The organism is Pseudothermotoga elfii DSM 9442 = NBRC 107921, from assembly GCF_000504085.1.
Taxonomy (GTDB): Bacteria; Thermotogota; Thermotogae; order Thermotogales; family DSM-5069; genus Pseudothermotoga_B; species Pseudothermotoga_B elfii.
In genome coordinates, this window is sequence record NC_022792.1 from 742,734 (window position 1) to 768,946 (window position 26,213).

Genomic DNA, 26,213 nt, shown 5'->3' on the forward strand with positions numbered 1-26,213 from the left:
CGCTTACTCTCTCAAGAGAATCAGATAGAGCACGAATAATATTGCCAGAAGCCACGTAAACCAGTGTACGTCTCTTCCTTTACCACTGAATAATTTCACTACTGGATAAGTAACAATCCCGAGAGCGATTCCATTGGCAATAGAATAAGTCATAGGCATCATTATGAGAGTAATGAATGCCGGGACAGCCTCTGTAATATCATCCCAGTTGATTTTTTTCAGAGTTTTGATCATCAGAACACCCACAAAGATCAATGCAGGAGCTGTCGCAGCTGATGGAATTGTCATGGCAAGCGGTGAAAAGAATAACATACAAAGCATGAGGATGGCTACTACCACCGATGTTAATCCTGTTCTGCCACCTTCTGCTATTCCAGCACTGCTTTCGATATACGTTGTTACTGTTGATGTTCCGAACATTGCTCCTACAGATGTACCAATTGCGTCAGCGAGATAAGCTCTTGATGCCCTTGGAAGGTCGCCATTTTTCATGAAACCGGCTGATTCAGCGAGTCCAGTGAGAGTCCCAAGAGTATCGAAAAAGTCAACAAAGAAAAAAGTAAAGACAATCATCCAGAAAGTTCCAGTTGCAAGTGACTGAAAATTGAGGTTCATCTTCATGAACGTTGCGGATATATCTGGTACCTTTCCTATTATTCCTTGAAAGCTGGTGATTTTGAAAACAGGTAAAGCTCCTATAAAAGTGCTTGCAAGTATTCCAATGAGTATTGCACCTGGTACTGAGAGCGAAAAAAGTACAGCTATTATGAAGAAACCTATAATCGCAACAACGACATTTGGATCTGCCAGATTTCCGAGGGCTACAAAAGTCGCTGGGTCACTTGTTACAATTCCCGCACTTTTCAAACCAATGAAAGCGATGAAAAGTCCTATACCAGCTCCTGTTGCAAGTTTAACTGAGGCTGGAATAGCCTTTACCACAAAAGATCTTGCCCCGCTGACGGTTAATAGGATAAAAATTAACCCTTCGACAAAAACAGCAGCTAAAGCAACCTTCCAGTCAACCCCCATCTTTAAGCACACTGTATATGTGAAATATGCGTTGAGTCCCATACCAGGTGCAAGTGCAAACGGGTAATTTGCAATCAGTCCCATAACAAGAGTAGCTGTGACAGAGCCAAGTATGGTTGCAACCATGAAGGCACCGAAAAACTGAGAGTAAAGGTCAGTTCCAGGATTTGCACCGGGGATGACATTGATGAGTATTGATGGATTGACGAAAACAATGTAAGCCATAGTCAGAAATGTTGTTATACCTGCTACGACTTCTTTTCGCACAGAAGTACCATTCTCCTTCAAACGAAAGAGTTTCTCCACTTTTCTCCCTCCCACGAGAAAAATAAAAAACACAACAAATTCTACACATAAACTTTTAATAAGACGGTTTCTAAATGAAACGATTTTCTGAAAACCTTGTTTTAAGTAAACAATTTTTATTGAGAAAAGTTATCAGATCATCAAGTATTTTCAGTGTAAAATTATCTTTGAAAGTAAATTCAAATCCATGATCCCCAAATGGGTGAATTCTCAAAGTAGACTCAGCTTTCTTTTTGCTTTCCATGTGGAATTTTATTGAAGATTTAACAGGCACAACAGTATCCCTCAAGCCATGCGCCAAGAAAACAGGGGGTTGTTTTTCGTTAATCCAATTTGTTGGAGAGTAAAGACGGTATAGATCAATGTGCTTCGAGGGTAATGTTTTGATTGTCATGATAGTTGAAAACCTTGCGAAAATTGATGTAGATTCGTAATCCCATAAATCGAGCAGATCAGTTGGCGGATAAAAGGCTACAATTCCTCTTAGCCATGAAATTTTGCCTTTTTTATATGATTCGTAGCAGGCATAATAAAGAGACAGATGACCCCCTGCAGATAGACCCATCAGAAAAATATTCTCAGGGTCCAGATAGAGATTTTCAGCATTTTCATGAATAAACTCGACAGCTTCTGTATAGTTATCAATGATTTCATCAATTTTTGCAGACAATCTTCTTCTATAATCAATGCTTGCAACCGCAAATCCATGGTGATTAAGAAATTTGTACCAGGATAAATTATTGGGTTGCCTCTTGAAGCCGGTAATCCAGCCGCCACCATGGGCGAAGATGACAACAGGACAAGGTACTTGCCGATCTGGGTAATAAAGATCGAGTTTCAGTGAATCTTTATAAACATAACTGAAAGGTCCCTTTGAGCAATGTTTGTCGATCTTTACTGGCAATCTCCCAAAAATAGATTTCTTTATAACATTAAAATTAGCTATCAAAAACAACAAAAGACCAAGTGCAAAATTAAAAAACGTGGTGAAAAATATGGCAAATAAAAGAATAATTTTCAAAAATCTCACAATTGATGGTTTTAGAGATTTCATTTTCATATTGTGTGTGGATCTATAAATACATCAATCCAGGGTTTGGAAAAAGAAAATCTGACGAAAAAGAAAACACACACCAGAAAAACGATCAAAACAGTGATCTGTGCAGTCATTCTTGGTTTAGCTTGCTCGACGGTTTTTTCAAAGGTTATACCAAAAAACGCTGAAAGAAAGACAACAAAGAATGCCCATATTAATTCAATGGCAACGGATTCAATTTTCCCGAAGATAGCAGGTAAAATATACCATATTGTGAGTATCAACCATGGTATTGAAATGTTAGAGAGTATTCGAGAAAACCAGAAATTCCCCCCTTTGTTTTTCTTTTTGATCAAAAAATATTCGAATGTACTGGTTAAAAAATAAGAAAAAAACCCCATTTTCAGATGTTCAAAGACCGATTCATCCACACCAAAAAATGGTATCAGTGCAGCCCATCCTGTAAGTTCATAACCAAAGTGCAGAAGCGAAAAGACCCCAACGTAAAAAAGTATCTTCCAGGTAAATCCCATGATTATCCCTCCTCAGTAATATTTCTAACATATTTACTGCGGATATTTTTCTCCATGATGAGGGAAAATCATTTAGATTACAAAATTTGTAATTGACTAAAAAGCAGTTTTTGCTGCGTGCTAATTAAAATACTTTTCCAAACCTATTTTGTCTTTGAACAATATGCCTTCTTTAAAAACGGCCGAGATTTTTGAATGATCCATAAGTATTTTTACATTGCTTAAAGTATTGTCCTCGACAATTAGCAGATCTGCCAGCTTTCCCTTATCTATCGACCCGACAAGTTGGCTCAATCCAGCGGCTTCGGCAGCCACTTTTGTTGCAGACAGCAGTGCCTGTTCAGGTTTCATACCAATTTTGTCAACGAGTAAAAGAATTTCCAGAGCATTTTCCCCGTGCTTGAATGCTTTTGTTCCACCGATAAAATCCGTTCCAGCAGCGATCTTCACACCATGTTCGTACGCTTTTTTGATATTTTCAACGTGTATCTTGTAAACTTCTTCACTCTTTCTCAATCCCCACTCTGGAGCGCCTATCTGCTTTCCATGAATTATCAGATGTTCCACAATAGACAGCGTAGGTACAATGATAGCATTTTTCTCTTTAGCCAGCTTACAGCTTTCATCATCAATATATATTGCATGTGCTATGACTTTTACTCCTCCAAGCAGGGCATTCATTATACCGTCTTTTCCCTGCGCATGGGCGTGAACAAATTTTCGCGCATGGTTAGCTTCTTCAACAATTGCTTTGATCTCCTCTACTGTAAACTGTGTGTATTCTGGTCTGTCTCTCTCAGACAGAACACCTCCTGTAGCCATAATTTTTATGAAATCAGCACCACATCTGAGCGCATAACGTGCTGCTTTAATACATTCAGCAACACCATCACATATTAATGAGCCAAAGCCTCCTTTGAACTTCGAAGTTCTTGGATCTACATAGTCGATCGGCAAAAAATGCTCATCACCGTGGCCAAAAGTTTGGGAAAGAGAATGACCTGCAGCAACAATGCGTGGGCCAGCAATTGTTCCTTCCTGAATTGCTTTTTTCAAGTTTATAGCTATGGATCCTCCTGCGTCGACAACGGTTGTAAAACCAGCTTCGATGAGAGATTTCAAATCAGTCACTGTTCGTGCAACAAGTGTTTCATACGGTGTTAGAAGATGCTCTTTAACCATGTCGCCGCTTCTCATACCTGCTAAATGAAGATGAGCATCGATGAGACCTGGCATAAGGTAACGCCCCTGAAGATCAATTTGCGTAAACCCCGATGGTATCTGCGATCTCTTGATTTTCTCCACCGCGAGAATTCGTGCTCCTTCAATGAAAACAGCGCTTTCCACGAATTGTGATAAATTTGAATCGAACACGCGAGCGTTAATTAAAGCATACTTTCTCACTATTTAATCACCCCCATTTGTTTCGTAAACGAACAATATTTTTCATATGATATTACTTCAAAGAAAATTTGTCAACTTTTGCCTGAAACAGTAACAAATTGTGCGGGGCTTTTCGAGAATAAACCTGTACAACAGATGAAAAAACAAAAAACGGTGGAACAAACTTCCACCATCTCAAAGAGCGGTATAAACTTTTGGCGCCCCCAAGGGGATTCGAACCCCTGCTTCTGGCTTGAAAGGCCAGTGTCCTAGGCCGCTAGACGATGGGGGCACAACACAAGTTATATTACACTATCGGTCAAGTTTGGTCAAGAGGTTTTCAAAAAAGGCGGCAGATGCCGCCTGGTCGGGGCGACTGGACTTGAACCAGCGACCTCTTGCGCCCCATGCAAGCGCGCTAGCCAAACTGCGCCACGCCCCGCGTTGTTTATAATACCACAAACCGCTTTCTTTAGCAAGTGACTCATTAATGGGCAATTTATACTCGAACGAACAGTTATTTCAGAAATCTTCAGTGACGATGTATAATTAATTAAATAAAACTCGAAAGTATTAAAATTGATACTGGAGGAGACGGGAGTGAAATTTTCTTCTATCATTTCTCAAATCAACGAGTCAAAATTTATACTGGTGACAGGTCATATAATGCCTGATGGAGATGACATAAGTAGCGTTACATCACTTGCAGTTGGCCTGGAGAGGTTAGGAAAAACTGTTGTTGGGTCTATTGATTATCCTGTACCATGGTACTACAGAAATTTTTACGGGGTAGAAAAATTGAAAACTTATGAGCAGGCGAAAGACCTTGATCCAGATTTGATAATAGTTGTTGATTGTTCCACCCCAGATAGAGTTGGGAGATTTCAAAATCTCTTGAACGATCGCAAAACTATCGTGATAGATCACCATGCAACAAATACGCTTTTTGGTGGATTGAACTGGGTAGATTCATCTTCTGCCTCGACGGCGCAAATGGTTTATATACTCAACAAAACGCTTGGTGTTCCATACGATGCAGATCTTGCTACGGTAAATTATTTGGGGATTGCAACTGATACCGGCTTTTTCAAATATTCCAATACAGATTCACACGTTTTCAAAATTGCTGCTGAACTTGTTGAATTTGGTGCCAAACCACATTTTGTTTCATCAACGATACTTGAAAACAAGAGTCCTGAACAAATGAAACTTTATTGCAGAATGGTCGACCATATGATTGTGGATGGTCAGCTGGTTTATTCGTGGTTAAGTTATGATGACTATCGGGCAAATAACTGCTCTGATGATGACAGTACCGGTTTTGTTTCTGAACTCAGATCAATAAAAAACGTAGAAGTGGCTATTTTGTTCATAGAGTATCCTGAGGGTCAGGTTCATGTTAGTATGAGATCAAAAAATTGGGTTGATGTGAGCAAAATAGCTTCTAGTCTCGGCGGTGGAGGTCATGCAAGGGCTGCGGGATGCTCTTTCAGAGATGCAAAGTTACATGAAGTTTTAGATGAAGTCGTCGGGTTAGTAAGAGACTTTTTGCAGGGGGGAAATAGGTGAGACTGATCAGGTTTCTCAGAGAAAATTATTCTGGTGACGAGCATTTGATTCTTGATAACGATACCTACAAGCGCGTCAGGGTAATCAAATTAGAGGCAATAGGCAACAAACATCATGAACTGCTGGATATTTTGACATCATTTTCGCGTGTTAAGCATCCAAATGTTCTGGTACCTGAAAGCTATGATTTGAGAGAGATTCCAAGAATATACTTTCCTTATGTAGAAGGGAAGGCAATCGATTTAAGCAGCGAATCTGAGAGACGGAGTTTTGCTCTTTTTTTGATAAATCTTCTTCGAGAACTTCTACATTACAATGTGAAGATACCAGTTCTATCAATTCAGGATTTTCTAAAATCTCAGAATTATTTTATGTTACCGCCATGCTGGGTGAACCAGGATATCTTACCGAAGGCAGAATATACTTTTGTGGCACCTGAATTTGCTGAGAGAGGTAAATTTTCTACGGCTTCAACTGTTTATGTTTTTGGTAAGTTGATAACCTCAATTTGCAATGAGAAAGAGATAGAAGATTTTGTGGCAGATTTTTTGTATGAAGACCCTTTGAAGAGAAAAACACATTTTCCACTTGCGGCACCTTTGCTGAGTGACACGTTTCTTGGTGACAAAATGCTTGGCTTGAAATTTGTGACACTTCGCAGACAAGAAGAAAACACACTGCTCCAGACAATTGAAAATCTTAGATCAAAGAACGGGTTGTATACAATTTTTCTGAGAGGTCCTCAGAGATCTGGAAAGACAACTTTACTGGATTCGATAACAGAAAAATTAAGGTATAAAAATGTTCCCGTGATATGGGCGACGGACCTTCAGAGTTTGATTTCCGGTGTGATTCAGTTAGTTGATGATAAAATACTTGCGCGTTTGGATGAGCAAGACAGGAAAAAAGTTCAATCTCTAATTTTTTCACATGAATTTATGGCCTCAGAGGTCCTCCTGACTCTCGGTAAAATTATGAATAATCTGAGTACTGTATGTATAGCAATCGATGATGTACATGAAGTAGATATTTCGCTCAGAGCAATTGTCGAACAGTTGAGAGGTTATAAATTCAAGGTTACTCATTTCGTATTAATTGCTTCTTCTGAAACCGATCCGTCAGTTGGTTATGATCTGGTTGTGGATATAAAACCGTTTGACCTGCATCGAACTGAAGGTCTTATAAAATCCATGCTAATTGGCTTGGAGATCGATCAACAATTCTGTCAGTGGATCTATACCATATCCCGAGGCTTGCCAGGAAGAATAGTTTCCCTGATGAGAATCCTCCACAGAGCTGGTGCTTTAAAGAATGTTGATGGTAAATTGCAGGTAGCTGAGAGTGTTTTAAAAACGCTGGATTTTAGGGAAATCATAGAATTTTCAACTGAAAATTATATTGATGGAACTGCCAGGTTTTTGGCGATCTGTGGAGAAAAGTTTAAGCCTGGTGAAATTGAGATTCTCTCAAAAGTCGTTTCAATAAAATTAGAGACTATCCAGCAGGATTTATCTTCATTAATAAACGATGGATTTATCTATTGGGAGAGTGGAAAATACAGGTTCATTCTACACGATATATGGTATTCTTTTTATTCTCAGATTCCAGAAGATCTCAGAGGAGAATACCATGAAAAATTCTCACAGTTACTTTCAGAACCAAGCAAAAAGGCGTGGCACTTGAAAATGCTTGGTAAGAATACATCTGCTGTGGTTGTTTACCTGCTTGCAGCCAGAAAAGAGCTTGACACATACAATGACATTTCGGCTGCTTTCGAGCTTTTGGAAGAAGCTGAAAAACTTCTTCAGGGAAGAGAGAGTTATGCATTGAACACTTTGAAATTAAGGGCACTTATGATCAAACAAGATGCCAACGCCCTGGAACGATTTGCACTGACTCTTGAAGGAAAAGATGAATACAATTTTTTGAGGTATCGCGCCCTTGTTGGTTCTTCAAAGGTAAATTTGGCAAAAGATATCGAACAACAGTGTACTGATCCATCCAGAATGCATACTGAATATGCAAAACTTTTTACGATGGTATGTAAGCTAAAACGTATTTTGATATCAGGGGAAAAGGTCTCAGATGAGTTTTTGAAAGAGATAAAGCTTTCAATCATGCATATGCAGGATTTTCGCGCACACAAAAAATTGGTTGCAGAGGCATTGTTGTTAATTTCGCGCTGTGATAGGATTTCTAATTTCAGGTCTTTCGAACTTCTGAATCAAGCACGACAAATTGCACAAACAGAAGGCTTTCTTGATATACTTGCGCTTATACTCAATGAATTTGGAGTCAGACTCGCAGCCAATTCAGAGGCAGTCAGGTATTTTGACGAAGTTGTGGAGATAGCCCATAAAATCAGCTCAGACGGTCTTGCTCTGTTAGGACTCAGTAACTTGATCTGGACAAGTTTATATCGAGGCGAAGCGGGAAGAATGTTCAATGACATATCACGATTGAGGCAAATTGCTTCTATGACAGGAAATCTTCAGTCTGAAGCGTACAGCTATTTTGTTGAGGCAAATTATCATATTTACAACCGTGAACTGGATAAAGCGCTGGAAGATTTAACACGCGAAAAAGCTATTGAAAAATATCTTGGCATTGAAGAAAGAGCTCTACGTGGCATTGTGGCTGCTTATGCTTTGTCAGGAAATGTAGAAGAATCCATCAGGATAATAAGGGAAAATATCGACAATCCAGCTTTGAATAATCAAAGCTTCAAATATTTCAGGGATTTATTTCTTGCGGAAGACGATGAATCTTTTTTGAGAGCATGGCAGAGATTTTTGGGTAAAGATGATCCATACTGGCGAGAAGAAGCCTGTCAGGTGTTTGCTGAAAAACTGGTAAAACTTGATAGAGAGGGTTTTTTAAAGTTTGCAAAGCAACTTGAGATGGGCGCTATCAAAAGTGGTGCATTTCTATCGCTTGCTCAAATCTATGAAGCAATAGCAATTGCTTATCAGACTGTGGGAGAGATCCCGCTTGCAATCAATTATGCTGAAAGGGCTACATCCATATACAGAACGCGAACATTTGAAAATGCTGCCCGATGGCTTGAAGAAAATGTAAAGCTTCCACGGAAGCCAAGAGATCTTTTCCAAATTTTACAGGATTTGAGGTCATCTCTTGGAGATTCCGCCAGAAAACTTTTGGATTTGGTTTATTCTCAAATTGAGCAAATCATGCGATTGTCAAACCTTGCTCAATATGCACTGGACACACTCAAAGTAACTAACTCACAAGATGAGATACGCACCACTATGGAATTTATGGTTTCAAGAATCATGAACCTTTTACCCATTTCATCTGCAGGCATAGCTTTGTTCGATCCGCGTGGCAAAGTCGTTGAGCAGGTCATGTTCAATTTACTGAATATTACTCGTGAACCAAAAGTGTCATACGAACCTTTTGAAATATGCGTAAATACGGAAATAGCTGATGGTTATACTATGGCTTTGAAGGTTGCCAATGAGTCACTTTATGTTGATGAATCAAACGGATATGAGCTGTTGAAAACTGTCATGAGTTTTCAAGATGTTGTTGTTTATACTCTGAAAAATGTAATAACTTATCAGAGAAGTATTACCGATCCTCTTACTGGTCTGTACACACGCTGGTATTTTGTTACCAGGCTGTATGAGGAATTTGAGCGGGTGAAAAGATATGGAGGGCATTTGTCGATAATAATGTGTGACATAGACGATTTCAAAAAGATAAATGATACATATGGACATAGAATTGGAGATGAAGTTTTGAAATTCATTTCTTCAGTTCTCAGAAGCAGTACGAGAATAACTGATATTGTTGGAAGATATGGAGGAGAGGAATTTATAATGATATTGCCAAACACTCCGAAATTAAGCGCTGCAAAAGTTGCAGAAAAGGTTTTATATCAGATTATTGAAACCAATCCCTTTGATTTCAGGTTGACTATGAGTTTTGGTGTGTCTGGATATCCAGAAGATAATGTTAATCAGCCCGAAGAACTCATCAATTTTGCTGACAAAGCTACTTATATGTCGAAAGAAAGGGGTAAATCCTGTGTCACAGTTTTCCAATGATTTTAAAGAAAAGATCATATCGACTCTATCTGACGGAAAAAAGTTAACACTGAAAGAAATATGCAAAACATTGCAAATAAAAGATCGCGTTAAAAAAAAGGAACTACGTAAAGTAATCAAATTGCTTTTAGACGAAGGTGAGATTTTCCGCGATAACAGGGGAAGATATACAAAGATAGGTGAAGATTTTGTCCTCGGTACGATAGAGTTTACTCGAAGAGGGAACATGGCTTTTGTAAGTTCTGAAAATGGGAAAGAAGTAGCTATTTTTGTTGAGAATTCGGCAGGCGCTATTCATGGTGATAAAGTGTTGGTAGAAATCACTGGAAAATGGAGGCATTTGCCACTTGGCAGAATAGTTAAGATTGTTGAAAGAACGAGAGATAAGATAGTGGGTGTCTTCCAGTTAAAAAGATCTTTCGGCTTTGTTATCCCTGACGATTCAAAAATTATATACGATTTCTACGTACCAATAGAAAAAATTGATGGTGCTAAACCCGGCCAAAAAGTCATAGCTAAGATAACCAGATGGCCGAGTAGAGGAAGAAATCCTGAAGCTGAAATAGTTAGTGTCCTGGGAGATATCAAAGATCCAAAAACAGATATTCCAAGTATTATGGCAAAATATGGACTCGATGAAAATTTTCCAGAAGATGTAATGAAGGAAATCAGACGGTTGCCAGAAACTGTCAATGAAGATGAAATGAAAGATCGAAAGGATTTCAGAAGCACGTTGGTTTTCACAATAGATGGAGAAAATGCGAAAGATTTTGACGATGCCGTTTCTATAAAAAAAATTTCGAAAGATAAATTCCTGCTATCAGTCCATATAGCTGACGTTTCTCATTATGTACAGGAAGGTTCAGCCATTGACAGAGAAGCTTTTCACAGGGGAACAAGCGTTTATTTGCTTGATAAGGTTGTTCCGATGTTGCCATTCAAGCTGTCGAATAATCTTTGCAGTTTAGTTGAAGGTAAAGACAGATTGACATTCACAGTGCAGATGGTTATTGATCGAGAAGGAAATACTGTTGATTATGAAATATCACCAAGTGTTATTAGAAGTAAGAAACGTTTGACATACACTCTTGTCAATCAGTATTTCAGTGGTGATGAATCGGCCAAAAAAAAGCTCGGAAAAAGGATATGCAGTTCATTGAATCGAATGCTTGAATTGTCTGAGATTCTCAGAGAATACAGGCGGCGCAGGGGAGCCATCCTCGATATAGAGGGCGGAGAAGTGGATATTATAATTGACGAAAAGGGCAGGACAGTCGATATCCTACCACGTAGGAGAGGTCCCGCTGAGGTACTTATTGAGGAATTCATGATAAAGGCAAATGAAACAGTAGCTGAAGTTTTCCACAACGCGGGCTTGCCATTTGTTTACAGGGTACATGAGGAGCCAGATCCCGAGTTTTTAATTCAGCTTAAGGAATATGTCGAAGCTCTGGGATTGAAAGTAAAGTTTCCAAAGCAGATCCATCCTGGTGTGTTGCAACAGTTACTCGAAGCAGTGAAAGATCATCCGCTAAGATCGAGCGTGGAAAAACTGCTGGTTCGCTCCATGAAACGTGCCATTTATTCAGCTCTTAATGTGGGGCATTTTGGTCTTGCATCCTTTGCTTATACGCATTTTACTTCTCCGATAAGGCGTTATCCAGATTTGGTTGTTCATAGGCTTTTGAAACTTTATCTAAGTCAGGGCGGAAGGTTCACGCCAAAGCAGATAGAATTCTACTCACAGCATCTTCCCAGAATTGCTGAACATTGCAGTAAACGCGAAAGGTTAGCTGATGAAGCGGAATGGGATCTACTTGCCATGAAAAAGGTCGAGTATATAAGCCGCTATATGGGGAAGGTTTTCAATGCTGTCATAACGAATGTAACCAGATTCGGTCTCTTTGTAGAAATCCCGGAAAAACTCATTTCGGGTTTGATCCATATCTCCACACTAAATGACTATTTCATTTATGACGAAAAGAAGAACATTTTGATAGGCGAGAGAAGTGGGAAAGTTTTCAAAATAGGAGATTTGATAAAAGCAAAAGTTGTAAATGCCAATAAGATTTCCGGTGAGATAGATTTTGAATTAGTGGAGGAAAAAGAAAATGCGGTTGAAAAAAATTGACGGGAAAAAAGGATATGTAGTTTTAGTTCATGGCTTAGGAGAGCACTGTGGAAGATATACATGGCTGATTGATCTGCTGAGATCTGAGGATTACGGGTTGATTATGTTCGATCTGCCTGGACATGGGGAAAATTCAGGCAAAAAAGGCCATGCAACTTTCAGAGAGATTTTTGAGATCCTCGATGGAATATTTCACTCTGAGCCCGATTCATTTCTAATGGGTCACAGCCTGGGTGGTTTGATTGCGATCAGGTATGCCGAATTGAGAAATAATGTGCGTGGATTGATAGTTACCTCTCCGGCTTTGAAAATTTCTAATGATAACTTTTTCCTGAGATTATTAGCTACACTTGTTTCTGTAATTTCTCCAAAAACAACTTTCAACAATGGCATAGACCCATATGATCTTTCTCCAAACATTGAAGCAGTCAAAAGATATATCAATGATCCTTTGGTGCATGAGAAGATATCGGCAAAGTTAGCATTTGATATGCTTGTTAACAGCAAACGCGCTTTGAGAGAGGCTTTTAAGATAAAAATTCCATGCTTCATAGGAGTGGGGGAAAAAGATAAAATCACCCTTCCAGAGGGCGCTTATCTATTTTTTAACAGAGTGAGCAGCGAAGACAAAACACTGAAAACCTACCATGGGGGATACCACGAATTGTTTGAAGATCCTGCAAATATGAGCCTGTTTTTGTCTGATTTTGTTGATTGGCTGAGAAGGCATTGATTATTCTCCACCAGCTCCAATTTCCTCTACACCTTCTTTCAAGACATAAACTTTACTTGTGGATGGCAAAATAGCAAGTGGATTTATCGTGTTGTTATTAGCAAGGACTTCAAAATGCAGATGAGGTCCTGTGCTTACTCCGGTACTACCTACTCTTCCAATAATGGAACCTCTTTCTATTGATTGGCCCTTATAAACGCATATTTTCGAAAGGTGGCCATACCTCACAACATCTTTTCCAGTTTTTATCTCTACCATAAGGCCATATCCCGATCGTTCACCGGCAAAGGAAACAACTCCGTTTGTAGAAGAAAAAACGGGAGTTCCTTCTGGAGCAGCAATATCTATACCTGTGTGAAATGACATTTGCTTTGTAATTGGATGCACGCGCCATCCATAGGGTGAGGAAAGTATTCCATAAACAGGCCATATATAACCTTTCTCTGTGTTGAAAGCCTTTCCAATACAACTTCGTGGAACAAACAACTCCTGACCCGGTTTGATAAAATCGGATGAAAGATCATTAGCGATCCTAATATCATTGACTGTGGTGAAGAACATCCGAGCAATTGTATAAAGATTGTCTCCCTGTTTTACAGTATAAAGAAAACCCTCAGGTTGTGGAAGTGTTATTTGCTGGCCAACTCGAAGTTTCAAAGGATCGAGTAAAGTATTCCAATCAAGTATCGTTGAAATGGAAATCTTAAATTTTTTTGATATTTCATAAAGCGTGTCTCCCGGCTGGATTACATAACTAACTTTTAAATACCCTCCACAGATCAGGACTGCAACTAAAAGTAAGATCAGAACAAAATGTTTTTTCACAACTCATCTCCCCTCCGGCAGATTCAAATAATCTCTACCAACTTGTTTGCTATCTCATGAACAGGTAAAACGAAATCAGCATACCCCTCATCTACAACAGACCTCGGCATGCCATAGACAACGCACGTAGATTCGTCTTCAACTATAACAGTTCCTGAGTAGTATTTTACTTTAAATGCGCCCTTTGTGCCATCTTTTCCCATCCCAGTAAGTATAACAGCCACTGTGTTTGATTGGTATATTTCTGCGACTTTACTTAGAGTGAAATCGACAGCAGGTCTTACATTGTTTATCTTCTCTGATTTGTCCAGAAATATTTTTACTGAATTTCCATCGGCTTTCACACCCATATGAAAATCTCCAGGAGCAACATAGACGACTCCTTTTTTCACCACCTCAGATTCCTCTGCTTCTTTAACAGATAATTTAGAAAGCGAGTTCAGTCGCATAGCAAGAGATTTTGTAAACATTGGTGGCATATGTTGCACGAGAAATATCGGAGCTGGGAAGTTTTCTGGCAATGCCGGGATTATGTAGTCCAGTGATCTTGGGCCACCGGTGGATGCGCCTATAACAACGGCTCTTTCATAGAGAGAGATTTTGCTGGATGTCTTTATTCTCGAAACATAAGGTTTTACAGTCAATTTTTCAGGATCAACTGACATTGCTGATCGAATTTTCTGTATGAGAGTACCTGAAACCTCGCGAAAACTTAGAGAAGTTGAGCCTGATGGCTTGGTTAGAAAATCAACAGCGCCAATTGAAAGCGCTGTGATTGTTATATCTGCTCCTTCTTCAGTTAAGCTGCTGACCATAATAACACGTGTTGGGAATTTCCCCATTATATTTTTGAGAGTTTCTATGCCATTCATTTTTGGCATCTCGACATCCAAGGTTACAACATCAGGTCGTTTTTCTCTGATTATTTCAAGTGCTTCAATGCCATCTTTTGCCACACCCACAACTTGCATATCATGTTGAGAATCGATTATATCCTTTAAAACCATTCTCATGAAAGCTGAGTCATCAACCACCACAACTTTAATTTTTCCGCTTGGCACGCTTTCTCAACCCTCCCAAAATGGAAATTAATGGTAGTCCAACAACGAAAAGTACTGCAAAAAGCCTGCCAATGTCGTTTCTCCAGTTGAAAATAGCCCTTCCCAGAATAATCAGTCCAACAGTAACGGCAAACAAAGAATACCAGAGAACCATTCCAGCTGAGACATCTTTAACAAATTTGATACGCACATCATGATTTTCACTGTAAAGATCCATGAGAACTTCAACAAGTGTGTTGAGCAGTTCCATTCCAATAACCGAGAAAACAGCAAAAATAAGCCATAAAATTTCTTCGTTTGATAGGTCTAAAAAATACGAGATAATAAGAACTATAGTACCGATCAAAAAGTGTAATCTCAAATTTCTTTCTTGCTTGAAAGCTTCTACCAATCCTTCTGTTGCATTTATAAATGATTTTATCAAATTATTCAAATCCGATTGTCCTGATTTTGCGTTCACTTCTGATTTTGAATTCTTTACTGATGATCTCATATCCATATTTGATCGCCTCTATGTTCATTGATACATATCTCTCTGAAATCATATCCTGGATAGCTTTTATCAATGATTCCAACCCCACTATTTTAGTGGCTTTTATCAGAGCACCAAGGCCAATCATATTACTGACAACCGTTGCATTGAACTTCTCTACAGCCAATTTTTCCAGTGGAATCATCAGTATTTTCTTGGTAAGTCTCTGGACTGTAAATGGAACAGAATCAACAAATGTTGAGTCGATAAGGATTATACCATTTGCCCTGATTAATTTTTGATAAGCCCTCAATGCATCGATATGCATTATATACATGATGTCAAATTGAGAAGCTTCGGGAAAATCTATCCATTCGTCGCATATAATTACATCACAGTGGCTGATGCCTCCACGGACCTGAGCACCATACGATTGCGTTTGAACAACATACTTCTTTTCCAGCATGGCTGCCTGTGCCAGAACCTTTCCTGTTAATATGTTTCCCTGTCCTCCAGATCCTGCAACTCTTATAGCAAGCGGGTCATTGAGTTGCAATGTTTCACCTCCTAACTAATGAATTTTGCAGCAATTTTTTTGTACAAATCGTGAAATGTTGGCTTATCTTCTTCATGAAATTCACCTATCACTATTTTGTTTTCAAGTTCCTCTGGTGACATGTTTTTTGATTTATCCAGCATTACACTGTTGTTTTTAAAATACTCGAGCATTTTAGCAGCATTGGGGATTTTGTTGTATCTTCCATAATAAGTGTGGCAATTTGTGACGGCTTCAACAACAGATGTTCCTCTGTGTTTTAGAGCTTTCATTATGTATCTAACCAGCAATGGATAGTGATAAACTGTTGCTCTGGCCACATAAGTGGCTCCAGCTGCAGTAGCAACTTTCACAACATCAAGTGGTTTTTCAATATTTCCAAATGGAGCTGTTGAAGCCACTTTTTCTAATGGAGTAGTTGGTGAGTTCTGACCTCCTGTCATTCCATAGATCATGTTGTTAAATACGACAATGGTCAGATCTATATTTCTCCTGCAAGCGTGTAAAAAATGGTTTCCTCCTATTGCTAAAATATCCCCATCTCCGCCGAGTACTGCGACTTTGAAATCTGGTTTGGCAAGCTTTACACCTGTTGCGAAGGCAATAGCCCTTCCGTGGAGGGTGTGCAGAGTGTTGAAATCTATATAACCTGTTGCCCTTGAAGAGCATCCTATTCCTGAAACAACCGCCATCCTGTCTCTTCTTATTTTGAGTTCATCGACAGCTTCCAGAAAAGCTTTCAGGATTATACCGTTTCCACATCCGGGACACCATATGGTTGGCCATCGTCCTTCCCGAAGGTAAGGGATAAGCCTCTCAACTTTCAAAAAATTCACCTCCATCTCCATTTATATGAATTTTTTCAGCCGAAACACCGCACATTGCAAAGAAGTAATCTGTCAGCTGATCCGGGTATTCCTGTACGTATACAACACGGGTTATGCCAGCGTTGACCAGTAATCTTGCACATACTGAACATGGTTTCGTCGTAACATACATAGTGGCCCCATTTGTAGAGATTCCAAATTTTGCTGCCTGCATCAGGGCATTTTGCTCTGCGTGCAGCGCATAACAAATTTCCTGATTCTGTCCAGATGGTATCCTTAAATGGTCTCTGATGCACCCGGTTGAATCACAATGGGGAAATGCAGAAGGGGGCTGGTTGTAACCAGTTGCAAGTATTCGATTTTCCCTGACTATGACTGCGCCAACTTTACGGTGTGTACACGTTGATCTTTCTTTTACTATATAGCATATTCTCATAAAATACTCATCCCATGGGATTCTGGAATCCTTCGTCTTTTTTGATTTAATTTTACTAAGATACATGGCCAGCTCATCTTCGTTGATTTTCATGGCAGTAATAATATACAACATCTCTGCAAAAAAACAAAACGGATGTTTTTTACCTCGACAGGATTAATTTGTTGAGGATAATTGACAACATTTGTCTATAAATGAATACACGGCTTTGTTCTGCTGGTAGTACGGCTTTTCGGGATTTTTGTAAAAAAGTCTTAACGATTTCTTATAACCTTTGGGATGGATATGTGCTTATAATGACTACGTAAATTTACGAATCGTGATCAATATACTGGACAATATTTCGAGAAATGGCTTTTACAAAGAAAAAGAGGTGTTTTGATGAATATTGGAGGAAAGATAAAGCGTTTGAGATTGTCCCGCGGCTTGACTCAGGAAGAATTGGCTATGCGAACGGATCTTTCCAGAAGTTTTATCTCTCAACTTGAGAGCAATAAAACATCTCTTGCTGTAGACACGCTTGAAAAAATATTGCGTGCTCTCGGGACTGATTTGAAAGCATTTTTCTCTGAAGAGGAAGAAGCAAAGATCGTTTTCAAAAAAGAGGATAGAATTCCTGTTTATGATGAACCGGAAGGTATTACATCGTATTTGCTTATGAGCGATGTGGAAACTAAGAAAGTGGATCCCACTCTTGTTACATTAGCTCCAGGAGCTCAAACAGAGGAAGAGGGTTATCATGAAGGAGATGAATTTGGCTATGTATTGCAAGGTAGAGTTGATTTGTGGCTCGATGGTGTTAGATACAGGCTGGCTCAGGGAGACTGTTTTTACTATCGAGCAGATAAAAAACATTTTTTGAAAAATCCGAGCAAAAAGAAAGATGCCGTAGTCTTGTGGATAGAAATTGACTGATGGGGAGGGATTAATGGTGAAAAAAAGCCTGGGAAGACACCTGATTGCGGAATTCTATGATTGTGATCAAAGAACACTGGATGATGTTCAGTTTGTGGAACAAAAAATGAGGGATGCGGCTATAGTAGCAGGAGCCACAATTATAGGTAGTTCTTTTCATAGGTTCCTCCCCTACGGGGTGAGTGGAGTTGTTGTCATATCGGAATCGCATCTCACTATTCATACCTGGCCCGAGTATGGTTATGCCGCCATTGATTTGTTCACATGTGGAGAAGATACTAACCCCTGGAGAGCTTTTGATTATCTGAAAGAGGCTTTTGGGGCAAGAAGAACTCAGGTTGTTGAGCACACTCGCGGTGATTATAACGCCATAGGTATACCTATAGATTCCCCCCACAAAGCAATTAAAGGAGGTGTTTGCAGTGCCTGAAAAAATGATACCAGGAAAACATCTGTGGTTTTTTGATTATTTTCCCGGTGGCGATGTAGGGCTTTTCATGAGGATATCCAATATGGTGCACTCTCAGCAAACCCGGTATCAGAGAATAGACATTTTTGACAACCCAACACTTGGTAGAGTATTCGCACTCGATGGTATTACAATGACTACGGATGCAGATGAGTTTATGTATCATGAAATGCTTGCTCATGTTCCAATGTTTTCTCACCCAAATCCAGTTTCTGTTCTTATTGTTGGTGGTGGCGATGGTGGAACATTAAGAGAAGTTTTGAGACATCCAGGAGTTAAGAGAGCCGTTTTATGTGAAATAGATGAACAGGTTGTTGAAGCAGCAAGGCAATATTTGAAAACAAGCGAATCATTCGATGACAAAAGGGCAGAGTTCGCTTATGAGAATGGCGCGGATTATGTAAAACGTTTTAAAAATGAGTTTGATGTTATAATTATTGACTCGACTGATCCCACTGCGGGCGAAGGCGGCCATCTTTTCACGCAAGAATTTTACAAATCGTGTTTTGATGCATTGAGAGAAGATGGAATTTTAACTGTGCAGGCCGAGAATGCTTTATATGATTTCGGATGGACAAAGATAACTCACAGGAGAATATCTTCCGTTTTTCCGATAGTCAAAGCTTATCAGGGATTTGTACCTACATATCCATCTGGATACTGGCTGTATATTTTCGCATCAAAGAACATTGATCCGGTTGAAAATTTCAGGTACGATGATGCGAAAAATATGTCCCAGAAATTGAAATATTATAATGAAGAACTTCATAAAGCTTGCTTTGTGTTGCCAAATTTTATAAAAAATGAACTTAAGGGAAAGATGTGATGGAAAAAATATTTGAATGGTATCTCGAGGTAAAAGATACTGATTTAGCAGAAGAAATGCTGATTTCCGAGGATTTTTTCAATTATGCTGTTGAAAATGAAGCTGATGAAAAGAGAATAATCCTTTACACAGATAACGAAGAGTTTGTCGATAAAGTTGTGACTCGCTTACAGGCGAAGATATTCAAAAAGAATATTACTTACAGTAAAGACTGGTTTAGATATCTGGCTATGAAACCCTTTAGAATTCTAAATAAAGTGTGGATAGATCCAACAGGAAAATTCCAGGTAGATGATGGTATAGTGATTAAGATGAGACCATCTGCAGCTTTTGGAACGGGGGATCATCCAACTACAATGCTTTGTGCCGAATTTCTGGAACGTTATTTGAAAAATTCATGCTCTGTACTTGATGTTGGCTGTGGTACTGCAGTCCTGTCGATAATTGCAAAAAGACTTGGAGCGAGAAAAGTGACAGCTCTGGATAACGATCCTGTTGCTGTGGAAGTAGCGCGGGGTTTTGTTCGTGAAAATAATGTTGAAGTTGATGTTATTGTTTCCGATTTGCTCAACGGGGTGAACGGGGAGTATGATATAGTAGTTGCAAACATAGTAACCCCGGTCATAATTGAATTATTAAATCAAATTCATAAAGTTTCCAAGAAAGGCGAAACGGTTTTGATAATTTCTGGTATACCTGTAAAAGATGAACAGAGGATAGTTGGAGAGATTCAAAACAAAGAATTTGTGATTCTTATGGATGGTGAGAAAGCCGGTTGGAAGGTATTTGCCGTGAAGATTTGTTAGTTATTGAAAAGCAAATTGGGCGTTTTCCTCGTAATGTGAGAAGAGTTATGAAAAGGTGTACTTATGGTTTCCCTGTTGTCATCGAGACATTTCCAGTTGTGGAGGGGAAACCTTTTCCAACTCTTTACTGGCTTACATGTCCTTTTTTGGTTAGGGAAATTTCTCGTTTGGAAGAAAAGGGATGGATTAGGGAATTTGAAAAGTTAATAATGACAGATTTGATATTCCGTGAGCGGTATATACAGTCTCATAGTGAGATCAAGAAAAGGCGTATGAATTTTACAAAAGATGAATTTGTGAAGACGAAGCTGAGTGAGGTTGGTACAGGAGGTATAAGAGATCTGACGAAAGTAAAATGCCTGCATTTACATGTTGCTGATTACCTTGCTGGTGTCAAGAATCCTGTGGGTGAACGTGTTTTAAAGATGATAAAGAATTACACTTGCAATCTTCAATATTGCGCACATGAACTTTTTGAAAGTTGATCGTGTCAAATTAGGAGGAGCAGGATGCGAGATGAAGAATTCCTCAGAGGACTCAAGCGCGGAGAGAATTGGGCATACAGAATACTTTACAACGAATATGCAGGAAGGATTGGCAGTGTTGCAAGAACTTACCTTGGAGCAGATGATGTTGACGATGTCGTGCAAGAGGTGATTCTGAGGATTTTTAAAGGAATAAAAAGATTCAAAGGAGATTCGAAGTTATCAACATGGATTTACAAGATTTCAGTAAATGTTTGCAAAGATTACCTTGCACGTTACAAGAGAAGGAATGAAATACTCACCGATTTTGCAGAAGACGAAGAAGGTTCACTACCACATCCTGTTTCTGAATCAAATACTTTCCTTGAGACCGCAGGAGAAATCGAGTATGAGAGAATTATGGAGTTAATAGAGAAGCTTTCGCCTGAGGATAGATTGCTTATCAAACTTAGAGATATAGACGGTTTGAGTTATGAGGAAATTAGTCAAGTAATTGATAAACCTGTAGGAAGTGTTAAAAGCAGCTTGCACTATGCTCGTAAGAGGTTGAGGAAGTTGCTTGAGGGGGCGAATGAATGAATGAAGAGATTTTTCAAAAATTTCTTGATGGAGAATTAAATGAAGAAGAACTTGACGAGGAAACCCGCCAGAGTCTTGGAATTTATGTTAAAACTATCCATTTGATGAAAGTCAGGTTTGAGTACAAACCGGGTAAAAATCTCGAGGACAGGGTTTTTTCAAAATTGCACAGGAAAAGAAGGATTTTTTCTCAGCTTGCCATAGCAATTTCTGCAGCGGTGGTACTTCTCTTTGTAATGACAAATGTGATATTTGAAAAAAAGCCATCTTTGCCGTCAGAACAGGTTACAGTAAGTGAAGTTTTCGATTACTTGAGTTTGGTAAAATTGGTGGGAGATGGATTTTGAGTATCTCTCAGGAGCGGTGAATAACGAATGAGAAAAGTTTTGATATTTGCCTATGCTATAATTGTCGTCGCCTTTGCACTTGGACAGTCTTTTGTAGAACTTTTTTTAAACAGCTCTTATTTTGGTCGGAGAATTGTTACAGAATACGGTGCAAGTAACAAAAGCCGAATTGAGATTGTCTACAGATGGCCCGAGGATAAAATCGTTCAGGTGCTGTCCCCTCTGGTTTTAATATGGGCGAAACATTCTGGATCTTTTATCATGGGGCATGCTAATAATTTTCGCATGTCTCCTTTGGAAATTCTGGATCTTGAAGATCTGTTCATCAAGCAGTTAAAGCAGATTGGAATTTCAAAAGTGGAGAAATTAGAAAATAAATACAGAATATCTATAGATTCTCCTTCCGGTCTTTTCACAGCTACGATAAATGACAAAGGTTATCCTGAAAAGATAACGCGTATTTTTCAGGGTATAACGACAGAATTGGTTTACGAAGACATCCAGCCGCTTGATCAAAGTTTCGATGAGATTGCCAGAAAGTACAATATAAAACTTACAGATAATTCAATAACTTTGCCCAATGAGATTAAGGAAATCTTGAAGACAGTTTCCTGGTACACTGTTTCAAGGTTGAAAATAGGTAGTGAGCAGGTTGTTCTAATAATGGCAAATCATAAATCTGGCTCTATTTTCAAAATGGTTTATTCTTCTCGAGAAGTAAACATAAACATCGAACAAAACGAAAAAATGATTCAATGCAAAGGCGATGGGTATTACATATACGTTATAACCCAGGATGAAGAAGTATTTGATCAAATACAGCAAATTATTTCTTCTGAGTAATCTAATCAAAGGTGATTTCTTTGTCTAAGAAGGCACTCCTGATAGATGGTTATGTCGATGAGCCAGCTGCTTTTGGAGTACCACCTTACATAAGCCATTATGTTCGCTATGCCGCCGGTATTTTGACGATAAAAGGTTATGATGTCACTTACCTGACTATAGATCAAATCCGCGCTAAAAATTTGTGGAATTTTTCGTCTTCATTTGATCTTGTTTTATTAGTAGGCGGCGTAGCAGTACCTGGAAAATATGTTGGTGGGAATCCTGTCAATTTCAAAGAAATGCAAAGAATATTTTCAAATTGCAGAGGCATTCGATTGATTGCAGGGCCATTTTCGCTGTTTTATGCGAAAAGGGGAGGATCAAGGGCATACCAGTCCCCTATTCATGCAGATTATTTACTTGGCCCTGATCTGGCAATCGATCTTTACAATTATCTTTTTGAAACCAATATACCTCGAAATGACTGGAGGATTATTCAGACCGCAGCCGTCTGGGGAGCCTCTATTATCAAACAGCATCCGAGATATCCTCATATCATTTGCGAAGTCGAATTGTCGCGTGGATGCGAAAGAAGAACTCATTGCAGCTTCTGCATAGAACCTATTTTTTATCCTGGATTTACTTCAAGGCCCGTTCAGCATGTTTTAGAAGAAATCACAGAACTTTACAAAAATGGGTGTGTTGCTTTCAGATTTGGCAGGACTGCTAATATCCTGGCTTACTATTTTGAAAAAGATGGTAAGCCTTGCAAAGAAGCGTTTAAAGAATTGTATGAAGGTATTTGGAAGAGTTGTCCTGAAATAAAAGTTCTTCACCACGATAATGCAAACCCTGCATTCATAACACATTTTGAAAGAGAATGCACAGAAATTCTTGAAACAATTGCTAAGTGGAATACATCGGGAGATGTGTTGTCTTTCGGGGTAGAAAGTTTTGATGTAAAGGTACTTAAAATGAACAATATCATGAACGATCCTGAAAATATTGTTCGTGCTATAGAGATTGTGAATGAGATCGGAAAATTCAGGGCAGATGGTATTCCAAAGCTTTTGCCGGGTATAAATTTGCTTCATGGACTTATGGGTGAAACGGACCAAACTTTTGAAGAAAACCTAAAATGGTTGAAAACGATCTTGGAGAAAGGTCTGTTACTAAGGAGAATAAATATACGTCAGGTCATAATTGAACCAAAAACAGCTCTCTGGAGATATTCAAAGGTGGGGAAACTAAAATTTAATCGAAATCTTTTCAAGATATACAAAGAAAAAATCAGGCAGGAAATAGATTTGCCAATGATAAAAAAAGTATTTCCTTTAGGTTCGGTAATAAGGTCTGTATACCCTGAGTACACTGAAGGTTCCATTACTTTTGCAAGGCAACTCGGGAGCTATCCTGTTTTGATAGGTGTAGGAGGAAAAATTTTTGATTGTTCAGATGTAGTGGTTGTAGACCATGGGCCCCGTTCGCTCACAGCGGTGAAGTACCCTTTAAATATTAATAAGGCTTCTTATGAAGAACTGGTATTGATTCCCACAATAGGTCAAAAACGTGCAAGCAAAATAATACTTAACAGACCGTTTTCTTCCTTTGAGCAGTTGAAAGAAGTTCTCAATGATGAAAATTGCCTGCAAGTACTTCAACAGGTGAATGCTGTGGTATTATGAATCTGGGAGGGTTTGAGTGAGATACGAGCGTGTTAAAGGAACAGTGGATATCTTTGGACAGGATATACCTTACTGGTATTTTGTTGAGCAAAGAGCAATTCAAGTTGCTCTGCTTTTCGGTTATAAAGAAATACGTACTCCAGTGTTTGAGCAAACGGAGCTTTTTGCCAGAAGTGTTGGCCAGGAAACAGATATAGTCCAGAAAGAAATGTATACCTTTACTGATAAAGGTGGAAGAAGTATAACTCTCAGGCCTGAAGGTACTGCTCCAACAATAAGGGCATTTCTCGAAAATTCCATGATTAACCTTGGATTACCTCAGCGGTTTTACTATCTTGGTCCGATGTTTCGATATGAGAGACCCCAGGCTGGTAGGCTGAGGCAGTTCCATCAGTTTGGCATTGAATTGATAGGATCAGCTGATCCTGCAGCAGATGTGGAAACTATTCAGCTTGCTAAAATGTTTCTGGATTCACTCGAACTGAAAAAATACAAAATATACATAAATTCCATAGGATGCCAGGAGTGCAGAAGAGCTTATAAAGAAGCTCTCAGAAGTTACTACGAACATCACTATGACCACATATGCGATGATTGCAAAAGGCGGTTTGAGACAAATATAATGAGGCTTCTTGACTGCAAAGTAGACATTAATGTAGCAAAACAGGCCCCAAAAATTTCAGATTACCTGTGTGATCATTGTAGAGATCATTACGAGAGCATCAAACAAATGCTCACAGATCTTCGTGTTTATTTCCATGAAGATAGCAGTTTAGTGAGAGGACTGGATTATTACACACGTACAGTTTTTGAAATAAAACACGAATCACTTGGGGCTCAGAGTACCATACTGGCTGGCGGAAGATATGATGGATTGTGTAAAGAGCTTGGTGGCCATGATATACCCTCCCTTGGATTTGCATCTGGCATAGAAAGATTAATTTTAGCTGTAAAAGCTGAGGAGATCGAGATTCCAAAGCCTCCATACTGTGATGTTTATATAGCTTCTATTGGTAAGCAAGCACGGGTAAAGGCTTTTCAGATCGCGCAAGGTCTCAGGTTGTGTAAGATACCAGTGATAAGTGATGTTAATTCAAGATCTTTAAAGGCGCAATTAAAGCATGCAGACAAACTTGGGGCTATTTTAGCAATAATAATAGGAGAGAATGAGTTGGCCCAGTCGACCGTTCAGGTGAAAAATTTGCTCACTGAGACTCAGTCTGAAGTTGAGTTTGATTATGTTGTCGATTATGTTTTGGATCTGTTGAAAGTTGAAGGGAGGAAAGGCCGTGGATTTCGAGAGGGAAATAACACTTGAATTGGTTAGGGTTACCGAAGCAGCAGCAATAGTTTCGAGTTTGCAGCTTGGGCGTGGAGATGTCATAGCTGTTGATAAAGCGGCTGTAGATGCAATGCGTGGTATGTTCGATTATATAGATGTCAAAGGAACTGTTGTGATAGGGGAAGGGGAGAAAGATAAAGCCCCCATGCTTTATATTGGGGAAAAAGTTGGAAATTGGTCGAAAGATTCGCCTGAACTCGACATAGCTGTCGATCCTGTTGATGGGACAAAGCTTGTCGCATACGGTTTGCCAAATGCCATAAGTGTTGTCGCAGCTTGTGAAAAAGGGCATATACCTTTTATTCCAACGTATTATTCGATGAAATTGGCTGTAGGACCGGAACTTGCTGGAAAACTTGATTTGAATTCGCCGCTCAGAGAAAACCTGAAAGTAGCTGCTGCGGCGCTTGGGATAAGTGTGAATGAGTTAACCGTAGTTGTGCTGAACAGAGAAAGACACAGACGGTTAATAGATGATATAAGAAAATTTGGGGCAAGAATCAAATTGATAAGTGATGGAGATATAGCAGCTGCGATTGCAACAGCTATGCCAGAATCATCTGTAGATATCTATGTTGGTATTGGAGGAACGCCGGAAGGTATCTTAGCAGCAGCCGCTCTGAAAACTCTCGGTGGAGAAATACAGATAAAACCTCATCCTGTAAATGATGAAGAAAAGGAGAAATTGCAACAGACAGGTTTTGATTTAGAAAAAGTGTATTTTACAGATGAGCTTGTAGGTGAAAATACAATATTTGCAGCAACAGGTATAACTAATGGTGAATTTCTCTCTGGCGTCAAATTTCACAGAAGAAAAGCCATAACAGATTCAATTGTTATGAGATCCCGATCAAGAACAATAAGGCATATTGTTGCCTATCATGATCTCGAGCACAAAACTATCCCACTAAAATCAGAAGGCGAGGTACGCCTTCTGAATTATTCCCAAATGCGCTTGACATGA

General features: G+C 39.1%; 25 protein-coding genes and 2 tRNA genes. 15 read left to right on the forward strand and 12 right to left on the reverse strand.

What is annotated here, in order from left to right:
• Positions 1-3: 3 nt before the first annotated feature.
• From TEL01S_RS03670 to TEL01S_RS03695, 6 genes are all read right to left on the reverse strand, one after another.
• Complete coding sequence (locus TEL01S_RS03670; RefSeq protein ID WP_028843328.1) at positions 4-1,338, reverse strand: NCS2 family permease; 1,335 nt, start codon at positions 1,336-1,338, stop codon at positions 4-6.
• A gap of 70 nt (positions 1,339-1,408) precedes the next feature.
• A complete protein-coding gene (locus TEL01S_RS03675) occupies positions 1,409-2,368 on the reverse strand; it encodes an alpha/beta hydrolase (RefSeq protein ID WP_228369045.1) in 960 nt (319 codons plus the stop codon).
• A 26-nt stretch (positions 2,369-2,394) separates the two neighbouring features.
• Positions 2,395-2,907: a DUF6512 family protein gene (locus tag TEL01S_RS03680; RefSeq protein WP_012002787.1), complete on the reverse strand. Its 513-nt coding sequence runs from the start codon at positions 2,905-2,907 to the stop codon at positions 2,395-2,397.
• Between the two features lie 120 nt (positions 2,908-3,027).
• Positions 3,028-4,311, reverse strand: coding sequence for a metal-dependent hydrolase family protein (locus TEL01S_RS03685; RefSeq protein ID WP_028843327.1), 1,284 nt, complete (start codon positions 4,309-4,311; stop codon positions 3,028-3,030).
• A 195-nt stretch (positions 4,312-4,506) separates the two neighbouring features.
• A tRNA-Glu gene (locus tag TEL01S_RS03690) sits at positions 4,507-4,582 on the reverse strand.
• 72 nt (positions 4,583-4,654) lie between these two features.
• Positions 4,655-4,732, reverse strand: a tRNA-Pro gene (locus tag TEL01S_RS03695).
• Positions 4,733-4,890: 158 nt separating this feature from the next.
• Between TEL01S_RS03695 and TEL01S_RS03700 the strand changes: the two genes are divergently transcribed.
• From TEL01S_RS03700 to TEL01S_RS03715, 4 genes are read left to right on the forward strand one after another with little or no spacing between them, the layout of a single operon-like run.
• Positions 4,891-5,859: a DHH family phosphoesterase gene (locus TEL01S_RS03700; RefSeq protein WP_028843326.1), complete on the forward strand. Its 969-nt coding sequence runs from the start codon at positions 4,891-4,893 to the stop codon at positions 5,857-5,859.
• On the forward strand, positions 5,856-9,929 hold the full coding sequence (locus tag TEL01S_RS03705) for a diguanylate cyclase (RefSeq protein ID WP_028843325.1): 4,074 nt from the start codon (positions 5,856-5,858) through the stop codon (positions 9,927-9,929). The genes TEL01S_RS03700 and TEL01S_RS03705 overlap by 4 nt, the downstream gene beginning before the upstream one ends.
• On the forward strand, positions 9,910-12,060 hold the full coding sequence (rnr, locus tag TEL01S_RS03710) for a ribonuclease R (protein ID WP_028843324.1): 2,151 nt from the start codon (positions 9,910-9,912) through the stop codon (positions 12,058-12,060). The genes TEL01S_RS03705 and rnr overlap by 20 nt, the downstream gene beginning before the upstream one ends.
• A complete protein-coding gene (locus TEL01S_RS03715; RefSeq protein ID WP_028843323.1) occupies positions 12,041-12,793 on the forward strand; it encodes an alpha/beta hydrolase in 753 nt (250 codons plus the stop codon). The genes rnr and TEL01S_RS03715 overlap by 20 nt, the downstream gene beginning before the upstream one ends.
• Here TEL01S_RS03715 and TEL01S_RS03720 read toward each other — a convergent pair whose 3' ends face one another.
• From TEL01S_RS03720 to TEL01S_RS03745, 6 genes are read right to left on the reverse strand one after another with little or no spacing between them, the layout of a single operon-like run.
• On the reverse strand, positions 12,794-13,618 hold the full coding sequence (locus tag TEL01S_RS03720; RefSeq protein WP_012002793.1) for a peptidoglycan DD-metalloendopeptidase family protein: 825 nt from the start codon (positions 13,616-13,618) through the stop codon (positions 12,794-12,796).
• 23 nt (positions 13,619-13,641) lie between these two features.
• The gene (locus TEL01S_RS03725) at positions 13,642-14,631 is read right to left on the reverse strand and encodes a protein-glutamate methylesterase/protein-glutamine glutaminase (RefSeq protein ID WP_049753394.1); all 990 of its coding nucleotides are present in this window, start codon (positions 14,629-14,631) and stop codon (positions 13,642-13,644) included.
• Between the two features lie 28 nt (positions 14,632-14,659).
• A complete protein-coding gene (locus TEL01S_RS03730; RefSeq protein WP_228369034.1) occupies positions 14,660-15,103 on the reverse strand; it encodes a diacylglycerol kinase family protein in 444 nt (147 codons plus the stop codon).
• Between the two features lies 1 nt (position 15,104).
• Positions 15,105-15,707, reverse strand: a complete 603-nt coding sequence (locus TEL01S_RS03735) for a 2-oxoacid:acceptor oxidoreductase family protein (RefSeq protein ID WP_012002796.1) — start codon at positions 15,705-15,707, stop codon at positions 15,105-15,107.
• An 11-nt stretch (positions 15,708-15,718) separates the two neighbouring features.
• Positions 15,719-16,534: a 2-oxoacid:ferredoxin oxidoreductase subunit beta gene (locus TEL01S_RS03740; protein ID WP_028843322.1), complete on the reverse strand. Its 816-nt coding sequence runs from the start codon at positions 16,532-16,534 to the stop codon at positions 15,719-15,721.
• The gene (locus TEL01S_RS03745; protein ID WP_012002798.1) at positions 16,524-17,084 is read right to left on the reverse strand and encodes a deoxycytidylate deaminase; all 561 of its coding nucleotides are present in this window, start codon (positions 17,082-17,084) and stop codon (positions 16,524-16,526) included. The genes TEL01S_RS03740 and TEL01S_RS03745 overlap by 11 nt, the downstream gene beginning before the upstream one ends.
• Positions 17,085-17,351: 267 nt before the next feature.
• Here TEL01S_RS03745 and TEL01S_RS03750 point away from each other — a divergent pair, with 267 nt between their 5' ends.
• From TEL01S_RS03750 to glpX, 11 genes are read left to right on the forward strand one after another with little or no spacing between them, the layout of a single operon-like run.
• Complete coding sequence (locus tag TEL01S_RS03750; RefSeq protein WP_012002799.1) at positions 17,352-17,885, forward strand: cupin domain-containing protein; 534 nt, start codon at positions 17,352-17,354, stop codon at positions 17,883-17,885.
• Between the two features lie 13 nt (positions 17,886-17,898).
• A complete protein-coding gene (speD, locus tag TEL01S_RS03755) occupies positions 17,899-18,315 on the forward strand; it encodes an adenosylmethionine decarboxylase (protein ID WP_012002800.1) in 417 nt (138 codons plus the stop codon).
• A gap of 4 nt (positions 18,316-18,319) precedes the next feature.
• The gene (gene speE, locus TEL01S_RS03760; protein WP_038051305.1) at positions 18,320-19,180 is read left to right on the forward strand and encodes a polyamine aminopropyltransferase; all 861 of its coding nucleotides are present in this window, start codon (positions 18,320-18,322) and stop codon (positions 19,178-19,180) included.
• The gene (locus TEL01S_RS03765; protein WP_012002802.1) at positions 19,180-19,986 is read left to right on the forward strand and encodes a 50S ribosomal protein L11 methyltransferase; all 807 of its coding nucleotides are present in this window, start codon (positions 19,180-19,182) and stop codon (positions 19,984-19,986) included. The genes speE and TEL01S_RS03765 overlap by 1 nt, the downstream gene beginning before the upstream one ends.
• Positions 19,987-20,033: 47 nt before the next feature.
• Positions 20,034-20,471 (forward strand): DUF501 domain-containing protein, encoded by a 438-nt coding sequence (locus tag TEL01S_RS03770; RefSeq protein WP_081430100.1) that lies wholly within the window; start codon positions 20,034-20,036, stop codon positions 20,469-20,471.
• 24 nt (positions 20,472-20,495) lie between these two features.
• The gene (locus TEL01S_RS03775) at positions 20,496-21,050 is read left to right on the forward strand and encodes an RNA polymerase sigma factor (RefSeq protein ID WP_012002804.1); all 555 of its coding nucleotides are present in this window, start codon (positions 20,496-20,498) and stop codon (positions 21,048-21,050) included.
• Positions 21,047-21,397 carry a hypothetical protein gene (locus tag TEL01S_RS03780; RefSeq protein WP_012002805.1) on the forward strand — a complete coding sequence of 117 codons (351 nt, stop codon included), beginning with the start codon at positions 21,047-21,049 and terminating at the stop codon, positions 21,395-21,397. The genes TEL01S_RS03775 and TEL01S_RS03780 overlap by 4 nt, the downstream gene beginning before the upstream one ends.
• Before the next feature lie 27 nt (positions 21,398-21,424).
• Entirely contained in the window at positions 21,425-22,240 is an 816-nt protein-coding gene (locus tag TEL01S_RS03785) for a hypothetical protein (protein WP_012002806.1), read from the forward strand.
• A gap of 11 nt (positions 22,241-22,251) precedes the next feature.
• Entirely contained in the window at positions 22,252-23,907 is a 1,656-nt protein-coding gene (locus TEL01S_RS03790; protein ID WP_407635792.1) for a radical SAM protein, read from the forward strand.
• A gap of 16 nt (positions 23,908-23,923) precedes the next feature.
• Positions 23,924-25,225: a histidine--tRNA ligase gene (gene hisS / locus TEL01S_RS03795; RefSeq protein WP_012002808.1), complete on the forward strand. Its 1,302-nt coding sequence runs from the start codon at positions 23,924-23,926 to the stop codon at positions 25,223-25,225.
• A complete protein-coding gene (glpX, locus tag TEL01S_RS03800; protein ID WP_012002809.1) occupies positions 25,197-26,213 on the forward strand; it encodes a class II fructose-bisphosphatase in 1,017 nt (338 codons plus the stop codon). The genes hisS and glpX overlap by 29 nt, the downstream gene beginning before the upstream one ends.